Origin of the sequence: Myxosarcina sp. GI1 (assembly GCF_000756305.1) — a bacterium.
Taxonomy (GTDB): Bacteria; Cyanobacteriota; Cyanobacteriia; order Cyanobacteriales; family Xenococcaceae; genus Myxosarcina.
In genome coordinates, this window is record NZ_JRFE01000008.1 from 1 (window position 1) to 16744 (window position 16744).

The following is a 16744-nucleotide window of genomic DNA, read 5'->3' on the forward strand; positions in this document are numbered from 1 at the left end:
TTTGGGGATTATTGTGTATTTACCAATGTTCCGCCCCTCGTGAGTGGCAACCCAGAGAAATCCAGTTCGTCCAAAAAATTGCCACTCAACTAAGCGTTGGAGTTTATCAAGCCCGACTACTGGAACGAGAACAACAACAGCGCATTTTATTAAACCAACAGAATTTACAGCTACAAGAAGCTACAAAAGCAGCAGAAAAAGCCAATCAAGCAAAAAGCATTTTCTTAGCTAATATGAGTCACGAACTGCGGACTCCCCTCAACGCTATTTTAGGCTTTACCCAGGTATTGCAGCGCGATTCTTCTCTAGAAACCAAACATCAGCAATTTTTGGATACGATCGATAAAAGCGGCAAACATCTATTGCACTTAATTAACGATATTCTCGAAATGTCAAAGATTGAGGCGGGGCAAACAACTTTTAATCGAGTCAGCTTCGATCTTTATCTTTTGGTGAATAATTTAGAAGAAATGTTTTACCTCAAGGCACAATCGAAAGCTTTACAGTTATCGATGAAAATAGCTTCTGATGTTCCTCAGTACATTACAACTGACGAAGGAAAGCTCAACCAGGTATTAATTAACCTTCTGAATAATGCCATCAAATTTACCGAAGAGGGGGATGTTACTTTAAGAATCAAAAGAGCCACTAATCTAAATTTTGACAACTCGATCGAGTTGATATTTGAAGTTGAGGATACTGGTATAGGCATTAGCTCAGAAGATATCGAGCAAATATTTACTGCATTTGGACAGACGGCGGCAGGTCGTCAGTCGGTAGAAGGATCTGGACTGGGATTAGCAATTAGTCAAAAGTTTGTGCGGTTAATAGGAGGGAAAATTGAGTTAGAAAGCCAGATCGGTAGAGGAAGTATATTTTCTTTTAAAATTCCTGTCGAGATCGCTCAAACAAATAAAATCAATTCTTCTCCTTCCCAGTACAAAGTTATTGGCTTAGAACCCGGTCAACCCCAATATCGGATTTTAGCCGTAGACGATCGCCATGAGAGTCGCCAAGTTTTGGTTCATTTGTTAACCCCACTGGGTTTTGTGGTTAGAGAAGCTTCTAATGGTAAAGAAGCGGTGGAAATGTGGTCTAGTTGGCAACCACATCTCATCTGGATGGATATGAAAATGCCCGTAATGAATGGTTATGAAGCTACTAAAAGGATTGTAGCTCAAATGAAAGAACCAAAAACTATCATTATTGCTTTAACTGCTAGCGTTTTTGAAGAAGAAAGAGCGACTATCATATCTTCTGGTTGCGATGATTTCGTACGTAAACCCTTACACGCTCACGATTTATTAGCAAAAATAAGCCAGCATTTAGGAGTGCGCTATATTTACGAAACACCAGCTTCTTCTCTGACTAATAAAAAAACACTTCAGAAAAAAAACAATCCAGAACGACAAACTTTAGAACAGTTAGAACGATTATCTACCGAATTATTAACTCAACTAAATGAAGCAGCAGAAATCGCTGACAATCTTTCTTTAAGCAGTCTCATCGAACAAATTCCTCCAGAAATTAACGATTTAGCCACGTCTCTTAAAAATTGGCTGAGTCAATATCGAGTTGATAAAATCACCGATTTAACCCAACAAGCTTTAAATAAAAAAATGTGAATTTTAAATTTAGATGTTAGCTTCAGCTTATTTTTGGGGAAATTTATAAATATAAATCTTTAGGCTTTTAATTACAGGATTTTGAATATTAAAGACAAACATATTAATTGTTAATAATACTCCCAAAAATCTGAAGCTGCTTTCAATTATGCTAAAAGAACGTGGATTTAATATACGCTGCACGATTAACGGTTCTGTTCGATAATTGCTGTAGCATGACTTACATAGCCCATACTAAAAAGTTTTCTAGTTCTTGGTAAGATAATGGTTGAGACATGATAAAACCTTGTCCATATTTACATTTTATCGATTTTAAATATTCTAACTGTTGTGATGTCTCTATTTTTTTTGCAGTAACAGTTATATTCTTTTCACGAGCTATATAAACAAGATATTCGATTATAGTTTTATTGGCAGCCTTACTTTGTTTTGCTATTTTACTATGAGCGGAAATATTCTTGAGTAAAGTAAGATCTATTTTTACGCGATCGATTGAAAAACGAGTTAGATAGCTCGGACAAGTATCTTCAATGCCAAAATTGTCTATACAAAGCTTTATACCTTGTTTTTTAAGTTCTTTAACTACTTCAGAGTTAAATTCAGAATTATTAACAACTGCTGATTCTAGAACTTCAATACTAAGATTTTGACTGGGAAATTCTGTTTGCTCGATAATTCGGTTTATTTTTTTAATTAAATCGAGTTGGGAAAATTGCTTTGTAGATACATTAATACAAAGATTAAGATCGTTTAGTTTTTCATCTTCTTGCAGCAAAGCTGATATTTGTTGACAAGCTGTTTTTATGACTAAATCGTCTAAAGCAAAAATCAAATTTGTTTCTTCGGCAATTTCTAGAAAATCTGCTGGCAGAGCCAACCTATTATCGAAACGGTTCCAACGTAATAAGGCTTCTATTCCCACAATTTTTTTGGTGACCAGGTCAATAATTGGCTGATAGTAAACTACAAATTTGTTTTCTTTTATAGCTCTTTCTATGTCTAGTTTTTGACTGGAAGCAACAACCTGAGAACCACTAGAATGTTGAAGATAATTATCGTCAAAAACTTGATAATTACTGTCGTTTTCTTTTGCCTGTTTCATGGCAATTTCAACATCACGCAACAGGTCATTTGCATTTTGATAATTTTGCCCGCTCTTTACAATGCCTATACTAGAATTAACTAAGATCTCACCTCGTTCTTGAAAAAAGGGCATAGCCAACTTCTGTAGAATTTTTTGAGCGATATCGGTAGCAACTCGAACATCTTCAACATTTTCTAGTAAAATTCCAAATTCGTCTCCCTCTATGCGACTAATTAAAGCATTATTGGTAGATAAACACGATGTCAGTCGATTACCAATGGCGATTAGTAATTCCTTTTTTTGAAACCGATTTAATTTAGGTTCAATTTCTTGAAAGTGATTAAAATCAAGCAAAAAAACGACGAAATCAGTATTATTATTAGTTTGCATCGAGCTTAATGCCAGCTTCAAACGTCCAATAAAAGAATTTTGATTTGCCAGACCAGTTAACGCATCTGTTAGTGCCTGCTGTAATAATCGATCTTGTGCTTTACGCCGCTGCTCTATTTCTTGTTTGAGTTGTTGATTGACTGTTTCTAGTTCGCAGGTGCGCTGTTTTACTTTTGCTTCTAATTCTCGATTTGCTTCTAAAACCTGCTGCATCAGCGATTGAAGCTTTAGTTGATGCTCTACCCGAATTAATACTTCTTCTACTTCAAAAGGTTTGGTAATGTAGTCAACACCTCCAACTCTAAAAGCTTTTTGTTTGTCAAACGTTTCGTTTAAAGCACTCAAGAAAATCACGGGAATATCGCAAGTTGTTTCGGAAGCCTTAAGCTGCTGGCAAACTTCATAACCATCCATTTCAGGCATTCTAATATCTAGCAAAATTAAATTTGCCCAACCCTTTTTGGCTACTTTTAATGCGGTAGAGCCATTGACTACGCAGCGAATATTGTATCCTTCCTGCGTAAGTACCGTAGACAGTAAATCTAAATTTTTAGGCGTATCATCTACGGCGAGAATATTTACTTGAGTAATGCGATTGAGAGTATTCAAATGTAAAATCAAATAAGACTACATTTGCTATATTTCCCACAAAAATTAGTTAAGTTAGCATATTAAATAACTATAAAGTAGCGGCAAACGGTCGTAAACTTAACCTATCCCATTTCTCAAGCATGTTTGCTAACAAAAAAATTAAATCTCTTTTATTTATTTGCAGGGGTTAAAAATAACTCTTTTTCAGCTTGTCTTCTTCTAGACAAACCAGAAAGCTGCACTAGACTACCGCCAACATTAGCTTTATCCCAACGCAAAAATTCATTTGCCGCACCGTGATAATCACCTCCGTTGAGCTTTTCGATTAGAGTGCTTTGGTGAATAAATCCCTCGCCTACGTTGAAAACAATCGAACTAAGTGCGCCCAGCTGATTTTCATTGAGTTCGACTGTTACCGCCTCATCTAGCTGTTTTTGAATTACCTTTAGTTGCTGGCTTAAAGCTTGTTCCGCTGACTCTACAGAAATACTATCGCCCATAGCTACTGGTTTACCATTAATTTTAGATAGACCATAGCCGATTACAGGAGTACCATCGGTATCATAATAGGCGCGATCGCGAAATCCTTCAAATTCGCGAATCAATTCTAAAGTTTTTGCCGATATTTGAGTTGCTGGCTGGGGATTAGTGTTAGCCGTTCTGCTGTTAATAGCTACTTTTTTAGTTTCTACGGGTGTCGGAGCTTCAAAGTTTATTGGCGGAAGCTCATCGGTAATTGTTGCCAAATTTGTAGAAATAGTGCTGTCTATGTTTACGATATCTTTTCTTTCTAACTGTCTTTGAGGCTCTGTTGTCAATTTGTTTGCCGCACTGGCAAGACTTACTAAACCAAAAGTGCAGACACTCGAACAAGCGATCGTCGTAGTTATGTATCTTTTCAAAATCTCCTCTCAACACTATCTCTCATTTCCAACTGATATTTTTAATCGATTTTGGAAAATAAATCAACCTGGAGAAAGATTTTTTTTTAGACTATTATGTTAGATTGTCAAAAAAATTAGAGAGTCGTTTCTTAACAAACTCCCTAATTTAGCGATTGAATTTAAATTAAATTTCCTAGAATTCAAGCTTTTGGGGTTCTGTCCGTGTTGCGATCCCAAAAGCTTTATTCTAGGCGTTCACTCCTCAGCCATGCTGAAAGCGGATGCGATCGCCCGCTTGCCAAACACGTTTTAGCGTTTTATACTCTGTATTTTGGCTTATTAACTGGTAAAAAATAGGCGATGGCATAACAGTTTAACGATTGTCACTGCTAACTGCGATCGAATTCCAATTAGCTGCTAACTTTAGCAATTGCCCGTTCTAAAATTGCTGCCGCTTCGTCTATTTCAGCTTCCGAAACTATTAAAGGCGGTACGAAACGCAAAACCTGAGTTCCCGCAGGTGCTAGTAATAAACCTTCATCCATCGCTGCCTTGACTAAATCGATGGACTTAATGTCGAGATCGGATCGCAATACCAGACCGTTAATCAAACCCCATCCTCTAACTTCGGTAAATAGATTGGAATATTCGCTAGCGATCGCTCTTAACTTGACTCTTAGCTGTTCGCCTCTGGCTTCAACGTTGTGTAAAATATTTTCTGATTCTAGAGTTTTTAAAACTGCCAGAGAAGCACCGCAGGCAAAAGGATTACCGCCAAAAGTGCTGGCGTGATTTCCAGGCTCGAATACGGCACAAGATTCTTTGCACAACATCGCGCCGATGGGAATACCACCAGCCAAACCCTTAGCACTGGTAAAGATATCGGGTTCGACTCCCAAATTTTCGTGTCCCCAAAGTTTGCCCGTTCTGCCTACGCCAGTCTGTACTTCATCGAATACCAGCAAAATATTGTTCTCGTCGCAGATTTTCCGCAAGCGCAAGAAATAATCTAAATCGCCAGGGCGGACTCCTCCTTCTCCCTGTAAGGGTTCGAGCATAATTGCCGCTACCCGACGATAAGTCCCTTCATCGAGATCGGCGATTGCATCTTCAATAGCGGTAATATCGTTATAGGGTACATAGGCAAAACCATCTACTAGCGGTTCAAAACCTTTATGATATTTAGGCTGTCCCGTAGCTGTCATCGTTGCCATAGTTCTGCCGTGAAAACTGGATTTGGCGGTAATGATAATTGGCTGTTCGACGAAATCTAAAACCGTATGAGCGTATTTTCGTACTAGTTTGATTGCCGCTTCGTTAGCTTCGGCACCAGAGTTGCAGAAAAATACGCGATCGGCACAAGAACGTTCTACGAGCCATTCTGCTAATTCTCCCTGTTCGGGAATGTAGTATAAATTAGAAACGTGATGGAGCTTTTGAATTTGTTGGCTTACTGCTTCGATCGAGGCGGGGTGAGCGTGACCGAGAGTACAGGTGGCAATTCCCGCCACAAAATCGAGATATTCTTTCCCCTCTGTATCCCAAAGACGACATCCTTTTCCTTTTTCAATCGCGATGGGAAAACGGGCGTAGGTATTCATCACGTAGCGATCGAAGCGATCGCTGCTAAAATCGGCAGAACTATTAATAGAGTCAATAGAGGTTTCTAATAGTGTAGATTGTGTCACAAATTACTCCTAAGAAAAGTTAGTATCTATGGAAAATCCTAATTAAAATTACGATTACCGTCTGGAAATATTTAAGTTTAAACCAAATTTAATTCTAATTTAGTTAATTTATTACCAAAGTATTGTTGGTGAACAGTMCCCTGCCGTAAAACGGCAGGGCTTGCGTTCACTTCGTAATAACTAAAAATTTTGAATGTATAACTATACTTTCATCGAAAAATATGGGCGTTTGCGCCAACAATTAGTTGCAGGAGGTGTCGCTCTAGCAGGAATCGTGCTAATTGGTACTCTCTGGTATTGGTTGGTAGAAAAGTGGTCTTTTTCCGAATCGGCATATATGACCATTATTACTCTTTCTACTGTAGGTTTTTCAGAAGTACGACCGTTGGGCGAGCGAGGACGTATATTTACTATTGGTTTAATTTTGATGGGTTTGATTACCATTGGTTATATAGTAAATCGTTTTACCGAAGCTTTAATACAAGGATATTTTCAAGAAGGTATCAAGTTAAGACAGGAGAAAAGCGTTATCGAATCTTTAGAACAGCACTACATCGTCTGCGGTTTTGGGCGTACTGGTCGCTATGTCGCCCGCGAATTTGCGGCTGAAGGTATTCCTTTCGTGATTATCGACGATGATTTGGAAGAGGTTGAAGAAATCAAACAGTTAGGCTATACGGTAATTTTTGGTGATGCGACACTAGACGAGACTTTAGTTCGAGCAAAAATCGATCTTGCCGTTTGTGTGGTAACGGCACTGCCTTCTGACGCGCAAAATCTCTATACAATTTTGTCTGCCAAAACTCTCAATCCTCGCATTCGAGCGATCGCCCGCGCCAGTACCGAAGAAGCGGTACAAAAGCTCCAGCGTGCGGGAGCAGATGCTGTAGTATCCCCTTACATTACTGGAGGAAAAAGGTTGGCAGCCGCCGCTTTAAGACCCCAGGTAATGGATTTTGTCGATGGTATTATTACAGGATCGAATCGCTCTTACTATCTAGAAGAATTTTTGATCGATTCGGAAGTGTGTCCTTATGTCGGCAAAAGCTTGAGAGAAGCCAAGCTGCGTTCTCAATCAGGGGCTTTGGTTTTGGCAATTCGCCGCTATGATGGCAACCTGATTGCAGGACCTACTGGCGAAACCCTGATTTTAGAAAGAGATGCTTTAATTTGTATGGGTACAGCCGAACAGTTACGAGAGTTAAATCAAATTCTCGGTCCGATTGGTTCTAAATCGCTAAGACTGCCCAAACAAAAGTAGATATTACAGTCATACTATGTTTTACTGACTTTTTAAAAAGTCTACGTCTGCTACTTACGTATCAAACCTTACGAGGTGTGGGATATGTTTTACGCGGCAAAAATAAAGTTAGATAATTTTGATCAGGGAAAAGTCAGTGTCACCAAAGTGAACGCTAAAAGCAACCTGTAAGTTTTCTAAAGATTTGACCAACCACATAGCTGTATCTTCTGCCTCATTTTCGTAATAGGAAAACAACAGCGAAAATCGCTGCTCCAAATATGGTTTTACTTTGTAATACGGAAGAACCAACTTGAGTAATAGCCCAATGGTTTGAGTTTCACCTAAATTAGCAATTAAATCTAAATACAAATTGTGATTGGGATTATTTTTACCATCAACTACCAAAAATTTAAACAACTGAGAACAGGTACGGAGTTTTAAAAATTCATCTGGCTGTCGAACGTCAAAATCTGGCAATGTACGCCACAAGCATCGAGAGATTTGAGATTTTAACCGTCTGCCATAGTTTCCTTCAATTCCCGAAACCAGGTAATCTTCTAATTCTTGCTTAAAAGTTTTATAAGTACGAAGTTCGGAACTATAATTTATAAAATTTAGAGATAGATCGCGGTAGGTAAAGTTTTGTTCGACTTTACCCATATAGTGGCGTAGTGAGTAATCCAACTCGCGATCGCTCAGTAAAGTTGGATTTTTAACCGATTTAACTAGACTTTTAGGAATCTTAGTTTGGTTTTTGGCTTTATACTCGCGAACCAACTGCTTCAAACAAACGCGAGCGGTTATATACTGAGCTAAGCTTAATTCGTAATTTTTTTGTAGATCGCTTTGAATTGTTTTAATGGTTTGCTCTAGTTCGATATCGCTATCTTCGCTTAACAAACAGTGTTGGTGTAAGTAAGGATAACGCTGGATTGAATCTCCTATAGAGTTTTCTACAACATCTACCGATCTACTGCTTTTATATTCTCCATCTGGATCGCTCAAACGAACTAAACGCTGTAATTTTAAATAATGTTCGGTACTTTGAAAATTTCCAACTAGCTGCCTTATTTTTCTAGAACTACGAGAAGAAGTGCCTCCTGGCGGTAAAGCTGTTTTTAGTTTGGCTACCAAATTGGGGATTTCAGTTTTAAACTGGGGATGCATTTGCCAGCGATTGATAATAATATGACAGCAGCGGTTGAGAAAAAAGGCAAATTCTGTCTCAGCATGGGCAGAATTGACGATATTTTCTACTGCCAGGCGAATTTCATTGTTTTCATAGCCAGTTCCCCTGATAAACAAATCGTGAAAACGCCGCAGAGTTCGATCGGGATCTTCTGTCTTCGTACTATATAGAAAATGTCTATATACCTGCTGCTCCGCTCTTTTAACAAATTGCAAATTGTCGAGAACGCCAATATTTCTTATCATCAACCGCTCCCAGTTAAAAATAAAAAAAGCTAAGTAAAAATAAATTTAAAATATAATTTTCGATCGAAGCTTTTTGCGTATTATGCGTATATTTTAAACTTTAATTGTAATAAAATGTATAAACTTAAAATCAATTTTTTAGCTTTAAAATATTGGTAAATATATCTAAATTACTAGACTTTTGCTTTACAAAAGTTAACTTTATTTATTTTCTGAATTATTAAAAGAATGAACTTCAAATTTTCTTTGCACGAACTTCATACCATCTTAAATAACAATCTAATTAATACTACTAATGTAAGTTTGGCAGTAATTGAGGGTGTGGCTACCGATACTCGCACTTTGAGAACGGGAGAAATATTTATTGCCTTGACTGGTGAAAAATTTGACGGTCATAATTTTGTTTCTAAAGCAATTGCCAAAGGAGCAGTAGGAACAATTGTTTCACGACCGATAAATGAGCTTAACGTACCGCAGTTTGTAGTTAAAGACACGCTATACGCCTATCAACAAATCGCTCGCTGGTGGCGCGATCGCTTTGCTATTCCCGTTATTGGCATTACAGGTTCTGTTGGCAAAACTACTACCAAAGAGTTGATTGCGGCGGTATTAAAAACTCAAGGAAAAGTATTAAAAACTCAGGCTAATTTTAATAATGAAATTGGCGTACCAAAAACTTTATTGGAGATCGCTCCCGAAGATAACTATGCCGTAATTGAAATGGCAATGCGAGCCTCGGGAGAAATAGCTTTATTAACCAATATCGCTCGTCCTACAATTGGTGTGATAACTAATGTCGGTACGGCTCATATTGGCAGATTGGGTTCGGTTGAAGCGATCGCCAAAGCCAAATGCGAACTGTTAGAAAATATGCCTACTTCTAGCATAGCTATTTTAAATTATGACAACTCTTTACTCATGGAAACCGCAGCTAAAGTCTGGCAGGGAGAAACAATTACCTACGGCTTGACAGGAGGAAATGTTCGCGGAGAATTAACCGACAATAATAATTTAAAAGTAGAAAACCAAGTGTTTCCGTTACCGTTACCTGGAGTTCATAACGCCAGTAACTACTTGGCGGCAATTGCCACAGCCAAGACACTAGAAATCGATCTTACACTGCTAACGACAGGCTTAGATGTAGAGTTACCAAAAGGGCGAGCGCGCCGCTACAATTTGGCTAACGATATCGTATTGTTAGATGAAACCTATAATGCGGGTTTGGAGTCAATGCTGGCAGCCTTGGAAATGCTAAAAGAAACCCAAGGAAACAGACACATTGCCGTTTTAGGAACGATGAAAGAATTAGGAGAACATTCAGCCGAATTTCATTATCGGGTAGGAGAAAAGGCTAGGGAATTAGAAATAGATTTGTTATTAGTTTTAGCCGACGAAACTGCAACTAAATCTATAGCCGATGGTGCAGTAGGTGTTATGTCTGAATGTTTTAGCGATCGCGACTGCTTAATCGATCGATTAAAATCAGTAGTGCGATCGGGCGATCGCATTTTGTTTAAAGCTTCCAATTCTGTAGGTTTAAATAAAGCGATCGAAAAAATCAAAGAGCATCAATCGACATGAATTCTGAATCCGTACGGGCAAGGCAATGCCTTGCCCGTACATGAGTGTATTTTCTGAAAATAACAATCGAAATTTATTAATGAAGCAAAAATATCTACAGGCAACAGAAATAATCGATTGGCAACATTCCGATATTTTAAGCCTAGCAGCCAAGCTATCAGCAGATAAAAACGATACAGAAGCAATAGCAAAGAATTGTTTTGAGTGGGTGCGAGACAACATCTATCACAGCAGCGATTATCATTTGAACCCCATTACCTGTAAAGCTTCTGAGGTTCTCAAATATAAGACTGGATACTGTTATGCTAAAAGTCATTTACTAGCGGCATTACTAAGAGCAAATTCAATTCCAGCAGGTTTATGTTATCAGCGTTTGAGCGTCTTTGATAATGGTGCGCCTTACTGTTTGCATGGGTTGAATGCCGTTTATTTACCCAAACACAATTGGTATCGCCTCGATCCTAGAGGGAATAAACCAGGCGTGAATACTCGGTTTACACCACCGCAAGAAAATTTGGCATTTAAAATTAACTTTCCTGAAGAAATTGACTGTAAGTATATTTTTAGCGAACCACTACCAGAAGTTGTTAAAACATTACAGACTTACAAAACTTGGGATGAAGTATTAAGTAATTTACCAGATCTCAAACGCGCCAGTTTAATAAAACTAGAAGCTGCCAGTAATTTTTAAAGGCGAGCGAGATTTTGTACGGCAGCAACTATCTGCTGTCTCAGCCACTGATGAGCGGGGTTGTTGGTATTTCGTTGATGCCAAACCATCGAAACGGTAAAGCCTTTAATAGGAATAGGCGGTGGTAACAAACTCAAGTTCATGTTTTTAGCGCATTGTTGTGCCATACGTTTGGGAAGCAAGGCAATGCAGTCAGAATTTGCTAGTAAAAGAGAGACAACCATAAAGTGAGGTGTAGACCAAATTACCCGTCGAGATTGTTGCTGCTGTGCCAAAATTTTATCGTAAGCTCCCTGAAAATCATCCCGCAATGATACCAGAATATGCGATCGCTCTAAATAATTGGCAACGGATAATTCACTAGCAGAATCATCACCTCGCATTACACAAACAAACTCTTCTCGATACAGTTTTTCTGCTACGTGCCAACTTTTAAGAGGTAATTCGGGATTGATTGCTATGTCGATCCGATTTTCATCCAAGGCATCCATAATGGTTTCTTTGTCTAGATTACTAATGCGAATGCGAATACCTGGTGCTTGAGTAGTTAGCTGTCTTATGAGATTAATTCCGAGCGTAGCTTCAACATAATCACTAGCAGCAATTCTAAAAGTTTCGCTAGCAGTAGCAGGATTAAACTCATCTGGTTCGAGCAGGGTTAGCTGAATTTCTGTCAAAATCTGACGGATGCGATCGCTTATCTGACGAGCATAAGGCGTAACTTCCATTTCCCTAGAAGTGCGAACCAAAATATCGTCGCCTAAAATAGTTCGCAATCGTTTTAGAGAATAACTCATCGCCGATTGACTCATGTTAAGTCTTTCTGCTGCCTTGGTAACGCTGGCTTCTGCAATTAAAACATCAAGAGCAATTAATAAATTTAGGTCTATTTGACGAAGATTAGTGTAGTCAATATTCACCGAACAAATTGTATATCAATATCATCGATATATATTATCTATGACATTTGTTTGACTAATATTAATAGTTTTACTAATCTACAAATACAGCTTTAATTTTTCGGCAATTCAGGTAAATCTCTGGAGCAGGATTAAAATCATGAGTAGATTTGAAGGTAAAGTTGCTTTAGTTACGGGTGGTGGTTCTGGTATCGGTCGCGCTACGGCACTCAAATTTGCTTTAGAAGGAGCATCTGTAGTTATTGGCAATCGCAGCGAAAAAGCAGGTCGAGAAACAGTAGATTTAATCGAACAAGCTGGTGGCAAAGCTAGTTTTTGTCGAACAGATGTTACCAAACCAGAAAATATTCGAGATTTAATTAAACATACAGTCGATAGCTATGGTGGGTTACACGTTGCTTTTAATAATGCAGGAGTTGACGATCCTCAGGCAATGACACCAGAACAAACCGCAGATACCTTCGATTTAGTCATGAATATCAACGTCAAAGGTGTTTGGTACTCGATGAAATACGAAATCGAGCACATGTTAGCCAATGGAGGCGGAGTAATTGTTAATACTTCTTCGATCGCTGGTTTAATTGGATTTCCAGGTCATGCACCTTATGTAGCTTCCAAACACGCCGTTTTGGGTTTAACTAAAACTGCTGCTTTAGAATATGCCAAACAAAGAATTCGCATTAATGCTGTTTGTCCTGGAGCAATTGAAACTCCACTTTTAGAAAACTTCACTGGTGGAGATAATTCAACCCGTCAGTATCTGGAATCTTTGCATCCCATTGGAAGATTAGGTAAACCACATGAAATTGCCGATGCGGTGGTTTGGTTGTGTTCCGATGAGGCGGCTTTTGTCCTGGGACAGGGAATCGCGATCGATGGTGGATTTACGGCAATTTAATTTTAATAAAATTCAAAATTTAATATTAGAAGACAACTAAGAAGATTGGATTTGTTGGCTATGGAAGCATGGCAGAGGCATTAGCTTCTAAGTGGGTGTTCAAACATTCGTTGTTTTGTTAAACTGCTCAATTTAACTATTACTACTCTGTCCAACTAATGAATGAGCGAAACTCTAATTATTTTTAGCCGCTATCCCGAAGCAGGTAAAACTAAAACTCGGATGATCCCCGCCCTTGGTGCTGAAGGTGCTGCCGAGTTGCAAAAAGCAATGACCGAACATACTCTCGCTACCGTAAGGAAACTGAGTAAATTTCGTTCGATAAACTTAGAAATTCACTTTGCAGGAGGTAACGAACGATTAATGTCTGAGTGGTTGGGTAATGAGTTTGATTATTATCCACAAGTAGCAGGAGATTTGGGGCAAAAAATGCGCTCGGCATTCGATCGCGCTTTCAAGCGAGATAGCGATCGCGTAGTAACTATTGGCATCGACTGTCCCGATATCGATACATCTATTTTGTCAGAGGCATTTGAAGCTTTAAAAAGACGAGATTTGGTTTTAGGTATTGCCGAAGATGGCGGCTATTATTTAATCGGTTTAAATCGTACTATTCCTCAGTTATTTGTCAATATTGATTGGGGAACCGACAGAGTATTAGCGCAAACTAAAAAGACTGCTGCTAGTTTAGGTTTAAATATCGGTTATTTACCCGTTCTAATAGATGTCGATCGCCCTGAAGACTTGTTTGTTTGGCAAAAATATAAGAATCGGGCAAACGATTAAGTTCGGTTACTTATTTATTTGCCGACCGTAAATTGAAGTCCGAATTGCCGTACGATCGAGTGATACGATCGCATGTTGAGGGAAGTAGTTAGGGTGTCAATTCAAGAAGCAAAAATTCAGGTTGGTAATTTGCAGTGGTTTTATCGCTATACAGAAGTAGCAGGCGCTCGCCCACCCGTACTGTTATTACACGGCATTCCCACTCATAGCTACACTTGGCGAGGGTTAATGACCATGCTAGCTGCGGAAGACCTTCCTACCATCGCTCCTGACTGGATTGGTTTTGGCAGTTCTGATAAACCCAACAAGCGCAAGTTTGCCTACACTCCCGAAGCCTTTTTAACTGCCTTGAGCGATTTTATTGCTGCATTAGAATTAAAAAAATTTTATCTGGTAGTGCAGGGTTATCTCGGTTCGGTTGGTTTGCAATATGCCTTGCAACATCCCGAAGCTATTGAAGGATTAATTATTCTTAATACTCCTGTCAATACTGCCAAAATTCCCTGGAGGATGAAGCAACTAAGTATTCCTATAGCAGGCGATATGATGGTACAAGATCCGCTAATGGTCGATCGCACTTTGGAAAAAGGCAGCGGTTTTGTCATTAGCGATGCCGAACTAGCCATTCATCGCCAACCATTTTTAAAAACCTCTGCTGTTGGTAGAGCATTGAGAACTACAATTCAAAAGCTAGACCTGACTAATACTACCGCCTCGATTGAGACAGGCTTGAGGCAGTGGCAGCAGCCAATATTATTTGTTTGGGGGATGTCCGACCCTTGGTTAGATTCAAGCGAAGTCCAAAAGCTAGCCAATTCTCTTCCCAAAGCTCAATTTGTAGAGCTTTCAGAAGCCAGGCACTATCCTCAAGAACACTGGTCAAAAGAGATTGCACGGGCTATAGTACAGTTTTTTCGTCGTAAAGTTTTCTAAAAAACCAATTTCTTGAGAAAATTATAAATAAATAATTAAGAAAGAAGTACCTTTTTGAAAGAACATGAATATTTTTCGCTCTATTTTATCGTTAATGTTAGTGCTAGTAGCAACTCTTGTAGTTAGTTGCGGCTCTCCCCAAGCATCAGCACCACCTACATATACTCCTGAAAAAATTGAGAAAATTAATACCTATCGCATACCCATAGACCAAGTAAGAGAAAGAATGCCAGAACTAGGAAAAGCGCTCGGTCAAGAGAAATGGGCGGATGTTTCTAACTTTATTCACGGTCCTTTAGGTTTCTTGCGTAGTGACATGTCTTCTCTATCCAAGTTTTTGCTACCAGAGGAGCAAGAAAAAGCAACTGTAATGGCTAAAGACATTTTCAGACATCTTGAAGATATCGATCTAGCAGCCAGAAATAAAAACTACACTCAGGCTATGGAAGAGTACAAAGAGGTAATTTCCGACCTCGATAATTATGCCGAATTAATTCCTCAAAAGGCGACTGTTGCCGAAAAAACAGGCAACGCTTAAATATTACCGCTACGCGGAAGTAGAAAGTAGTTTCAAAGTAGCAGAGAGTTAATTGTTATCTGCTATCTGTTACTTGTTACTTAAATTAAGTTGGTTGCTAGTTTTTCTTTGGTAGGCTTATTTAAGTCTATGTCTACTAGTAACTTAAAGTTATAGTTACAATCGCCAAATAGATTTCGATCTATTTGGCGATTTATTATTTTTTGACGCAAGCATCAATTAATATACGTTCGTATTTCTGCCCGATTTTTTCCCAGGTATATTCGGTTTCAACTAGTTTGCGACCGTTTTCTGAAAGTTTGGCTCTTAGCTTTGATTCGGAAAACAAACGGGCGATCGCATATACATATTCTTCAATAGTATTGGCACGCATAGCTCGTAAAGGAATACTAGCACCATCAACCTGCAATCCCGATAAAGCGCGATCGCTTCCCACTACAGGAACTCCAGCAGCCATTGCTTCGAGAGTGCGATTTTTTAGACCAAATCCCTGACGAATGGGAATTACACAAACCGTTGCCCAATGTAAATACTCAACCACGTTTCTAACTTTACCCGTTACTTTAATTCCTGGTAAATTTTTTAGCTCTAAAATTTCTGGTACGGGATTAGCACCTACAAGTTCTAAAGCTGCTTCTGGATAGCGTTGACGAATTTCAGGAAAAATTTCTAAGGCTAACATTCTGGCAGCATCAATGTTAAATGGTCGCTCCATATTGCCGACAAAAACTATGCGTTGTCCCCCTTGATTGGTCACGCGACGGGGAAACTTTTTAAGATCGACACCATTAGCTATAGCAACAATTCGACTTTCTGGATCTAGTTTTTTAACAATACGTCGCTCGATTTCAGTAACAGTGACGATCGCGCTGAATTTACCCAAATAGCTTCGTTCGTATCGTCGTCTAAAGCCCAAGTTGATTTGGTCTTTTAATTCGTTTTTCGAGTCGCCAATTTCCAGCTGCTGTTTGTAAACACTGTATTCAGAACAATGAAGATTTAAGACAACTCCAAAGAAATTTTGCCAGTTGGGGCTGATATATATTTCATCGGCACTATCTTCACAGACGATACAGTCAAAGGTACTGTTAGTAACTTCCGTGTTGACCCAATCGGCTATGTCGGCAGAATAGGAACTAAGAACTTTTGGTAGCGTACCTTCCTGAAGAAAAGTTCGCAGACGTTTGGCTTTATCAATTAGTTTTTGAGGAGGCTCGGTTGTTTCGGGCGTAAAAATTGCTAGTTCTGCTACTTGTTCTCTAAGAACTTCTACTTCTTCATCGCTAACTTCTTGACTGCGCTGAGTCAGAAGTGTAACTCGGTGTCGTTGGGCTAGATATTGTAATAAATGATACGTTCTTAGTTGTTTTCTACCTTTGGTTGGAGGATAGGGGAAGGTAGAACAAAGCATGAGAATATTCATGAATTTTTACTGATAGAAAATGACAATAAAACCAA

General features: G+C 38.9%; 14 protein-coding genes. 8 read left to right on the forward strand and 6 right to left on the reverse strand.

Features of this window, described 5'->3' with window-relative positions:
- Positions 1 to 1625, forward strand: a 1625-nt coding sequence (locus tag KV40_RS04005; RefSeq protein WP_156113935.1) for an ATP-binding protein, incomplete at its 5' end; no start/stop codon positions are given.
- A 220-nt stretch (positions 1626 to 1845) separates the two neighbouring features.
- Here KV40_RS04005 and KV40_RS04010 read toward each other — a convergent pair.
- The 3 genes from KV40_RS04010 to KV40_RS04020 all read right to left on the reverse strand — a co-directional run bounded on the left by KV40_RS04010 (position 1846) and on the right by KV40_RS04020 (position 6262).
- On the reverse strand, positions 1846 to 3720 hold the full coding sequence (locus KV40_RS04010; RefSeq protein ID WP_081942750.1) for an EAL domain-containing protein: 1875 nt from the start codon (positions 3718 to 3720) through the stop codon (positions 1846 to 1848).
- Positions 3721 to 3860: 140 nt separating this feature from the next.
- Positions 3861 to 4592, reverse strand: a complete 732-nt coding sequence (locus tag KV40_RS33075; protein ID WP_052055335.1) for a lysozyme — start codon at positions 4590 to 4592, stop codon at positions 3861 to 3863.
- A gap of 392 nt (positions 4593 to 4984) precedes the next feature.
- Entirely contained in the window at positions 4985 to 6262 is a 1278-nt protein-coding gene (locus KV40_RS04020) for an aspartate aminotransferase family protein (protein WP_216595520.1), read from the reverse strand.
- A 193-nt stretch (positions 6263 to 6455) separates the two neighbouring features.
- On the opposite strand from KV40_RS04020, the gene KV40_RS04025 reads away from it, so the two are divergent.
- Positions 6456 to 7523, forward strand: a complete 1068-nt coding sequence (locus tag KV40_RS04025) for a TrkA family potassium uptake protein (RefSeq protein WP_036478285.1) — start codon at positions 6456 to 6458, stop codon at positions 7521 to 7523.
- Between the two features lie 108 nt (positions 7524 to 7631).
- Here KV40_RS04025 and KV40_RS04030 read toward each other — a convergent pair whose 3' ends face one another.
- Positions 7632 to 8939: a hypothetical protein gene (locus KV40_RS04030; protein WP_036478286.1), complete on the reverse strand. Its 1308-nt coding sequence runs from the start codon at positions 8937 to 8939 to the stop codon at positions 7632 to 7634.
- A 228-nt stretch (positions 8940 to 9167) separates the two neighbouring features.
- On the opposite strand from KV40_RS04030, the gene murF reads away from it, so the two are divergent.
- A complete protein-coding gene (gene murF, locus KV40_RS04035; RefSeq protein WP_036478287.1) occupies positions 9168 to 10520 on the forward strand; it encodes a UDP-N-acetylmuramoyl-tripeptide--D-alanyl-D-alanine ligase in 1353 nt (450 codons plus the stop codon).
- Between the two features lie 40 nt (positions 10521 to 10560).
- Positions 10561 to 11211 (forward strand): transglutaminase family protein, encoded by a 651-nt coding sequence (locus tag KV40_RS04040; RefSeq protein WP_253274161.1) that lies wholly within the window; start codon positions 10561 to 10563, stop codon positions 11209 to 11211.
- Here KV40_RS04040 and KV40_RS04045 read toward each other — a convergent pair.
- Positions 11208 to 12131, reverse strand: a complete 924-nt coding sequence (locus KV40_RS04045; protein WP_036478289.1) for a LysR family transcriptional regulator — start codon at positions 12129 to 12131, stop codon at positions 11208 to 11210. The genes KV40_RS04040 and KV40_RS04045 overlap by 4 nt on opposite strands.
- Before the next feature lie 139 nt (positions 12132 to 12270).
- Here KV40_RS04045 and KV40_RS04050 point away from each other — a divergent pair, with 139 nt between their 5' ends.
- The 4 genes from KV40_RS04050 to psbQ all read left to right on the forward strand — a co-directional run bounded on the left by KV40_RS04050 (position 12271) and on the right by psbQ (position 15286).
- Positions 12271 to 13029, forward strand: coding sequence for an SDR family oxidoreductase (locus KV40_RS04050; protein ID WP_036478290.1), 759 nt, complete (start codon positions 12271 to 12273; stop codon positions 13027 to 13029).
- Between the two features lie 162 nt (positions 13030 to 13191).
- The gene (locus KV40_RS04055; protein ID WP_036478291.1) at positions 13192 to 13815 is read left to right on the forward strand and encodes a TIGR04282 family arsenosugar biosynthesis glycosyltransferase; all 624 of its coding nucleotides are present in this window, start codon (positions 13192 to 13194) and stop codon (positions 13813 to 13815) included.
- 72 nt (positions 13816 to 13887) lie between these two features.
- Positions 13888 to 14748, forward strand: coding sequence for an alpha/beta fold hydrolase (locus KV40_RS04060; protein ID WP_072013770.1), 861 nt, complete (start codon positions 13888 to 13890; stop codon positions 14746 to 14748).
- A 64-nt stretch (positions 14749 to 14812) separates the two neighbouring features.
- Positions 14813 to 15286, forward strand: coding sequence for a photosystem II protein PsbQ (gene psbQ, locus KV40_RS04065; RefSeq protein WP_036478293.1), 474 nt, complete (start codon positions 14813 to 14815; stop codon positions 15284 to 15286).
- Positions 15287 to 15482: 196 nt separating this feature from the next.
- Here the strand turns inward: psbQ and KV40_RS04070 are convergent, their stop codons facing one another.
- Positions 15483 to 16709, reverse strand: a complete 1227-nt coding sequence (locus tag KV40_RS04070; protein ID WP_036478294.1) for a glycosyltransferase family 4 protein — start codon at positions 16707 to 16709, stop codon at positions 15483 to 15485.
- Positions 16710 to 16744 lie beyond the last annotated feature (35 nt).

Bases quoted from the DNA above. Each gene is read 5' to 3' on its own strand.
- KV40_RS04025 (WP_036478285.1), top strand. From the start codon at position 6,456: ATGTATAACTATACTTTCATCGAAAAATATGGGCGTTTGCGCCAACAA.
- KV40_RS04030 (WP_036478286.1), bottom strand. From the start codon at position 8,939: ATGATAAGAAATATTGGCGTTCTCGACAATTTGCAATTTGTTAAAAGA.
- murF (WP_036478287.1), top strand. From the start codon at position 9,168: ATGAACTTCAAATTTTCTTTGCACGAACTTCATACCATCTTAAATAAC.
- KV40_RS04040 (WP_253274161.1), top strand. From the start codon at position 10,561: ATGAGTGTATTTTCTGAAAATAACAATCGAAATTTATTAATGAAGCAA.
- KV40_RS04050 (WP_036478290.1), top strand. From the start codon at position 12,271: ATGAGTAGATTTGAAGGTAAAGTTGCTTTAGTTACGGGTGGTGGTTCT.
- KV40_RS04055 (WP_036478291.1), top strand. From the start codon at position 13,192: ATGAGCGAAACTCTAATTATTTTTAGCCGCTATCCCGAAGCAGGTAAA.
- KV40_RS04060 (WP_072013770.1), top strand. From the start codon at position 13,888: ATGTTGAGGGAAGTAGTTAGGGTGTCAATTCAAGAAGCAAAAATTCAG.
- psbQ (WP_036478293.1), top strand. From the start codon at position 14,813: ATGAATATTTTTCGCTCTATTTTATCGTTAATGTTAGTGCTAGTAGCA.
- KV40_RS04070 (WP_036478294.1), bottom strand. From the start codon at position 16,709: ATGAATATTCTCATGCTTTGTTCTACCTTCCCCTATCCTCCAACCAAA.